The following is a 1,229-nucleotide window of genomic DNA, read 5'->3' as shown; positions in this document are numbered from 1 at the left end:
TGGACTACAACGTGAAGGTCCGCGTGAAGTCGGACGGCACGGGCGTGGACATCGCCAACGTCAAGATGAGCATGAACCCCTTTGACGAAATCGCCGTCGAAGAAGCCGTTCGCCTCAAGGAAAAGGGCGTGGCCACCGAAGTCATCGCCGTCTCCTGCGGCGTGGCCCAGTGCCAGGAAACCCTGCGCACGGCCATGGCCATCGGTGCCGACCGCGGCATCCTGGTGGAGACCACCGAGGAGCTGCAGCCCCTGGCCGTCGCCAAGCTGCTCAAGGCCCTGGTGGACAAGGAGCAGCCCGGCCTGATCATCCTGGGCAAGCAGGCCATCGACGACGATGCCAACCAGACCGGCCAGATGCTGGCGGCCCTGGCCGACCTGCCCCAGGCCACCTTCGCCTCCAAGGTCGAAGTCGCTGGCGACAAGGTGAATGTCACGCGTGAAGTGGACGGCGGCCTGGAAACCCTGGCCCTGAGCCTGCCGGCCGTCATCACCACCGACCTGCGCCTGAACGAGCCGCGCTACGTCACGCTGCCCAACATCATGAAGGCCAAGAAAAAGCAGCTGGACACGGTCAAGCCTGAAGAGCTGGGCGTCGATGTGGCCCCGCGCCTGAAGACGCTCAAGGTGGCCGAGCCCGCCAAGCGCGGCGCTGGCGTGAAGGTGCCCGATGTGGCGACCCTGGTCAGCAAGCTCAAGAACGAAGCCAAGGTCATCTAAAGGAATTCGCAGACATGACATCCCTCGTTATTGCAGAACACGACAACGCTTCCATCAAGAGCGCCACGCTCAACACCGTCACTGCGGCCCTGGCCTGCGGCGGCGACGTGCATGTGCTGGTGGCGGGCGAGAATGCTGGCGCCGCCGCGCAGGCCGCGGCCCAGATCGCTGGCGTTGCCAAGGTCATCCACGCCGATGGCGCATCGCTGAAGGACAACCTCGCCGAGAACATCGCGGCGCAAGTGCTGGCGATTGCCTCGAACTACAGCCACATCCTGTTCCCCGCCACCGCCAGCGGCAAGAACGCCGCGCCGCGCGTGGCCGCCAAGCTGGACGTGGCCCAGATCAGCGACATCACCAAGGTGGACAGCGCCGACACGTTCGAGCGCCCCATCTACGCGGGCAACGCCATTGCCACGGTGCAAAGCAGCGACAAGATCAAGGTCATCACCGTGCGCGGCACGGGCTTTGACGCAGCGGCCACCACGGGCGGCAGCGCCCAGGTGGAGC

The 1,229-nt window shown here is 65.6% G+C and carries 1 protein-coding gene and 1 pseudogene; both read left to right on the top strand.

Translation table 11 applies throughout. From position 1 onward, the window contains the following. Window positions 1–719, top strand: a 719-nt coding sequence (locus tag DTS01S_RS29190) for an electron transfer flavoprotein subunit beta/FixA family protein (RefSeq protein ID WP_082774955.1), incomplete at its 5' end; no start/stop codon positions are given. A 14-nt stretch (window positions 720–733) separates the two neighbouring features. Continuing rightward, window positions 734–1,229: pseudogene (locus DTS01S_RS29185) on the top strand (electron transfer flavoprotein subunit alpha/FixB family protein); the annotation flags it as partial.

Source organism: Delftia tsuruhatensis NBRC 16741, from assembly GCF_001571325.1.
Taxonomy (GTDB): domain Bacteria; phylum Pseudomonadota; class Gammaproteobacteria; order Burkholderiales; family Burkholderiaceae_C; genus Comamonas; species Comamonas tsuruhatensis.
This window is presented reverse-complemented; position numbering and strand designations above follow the sequence as displayed.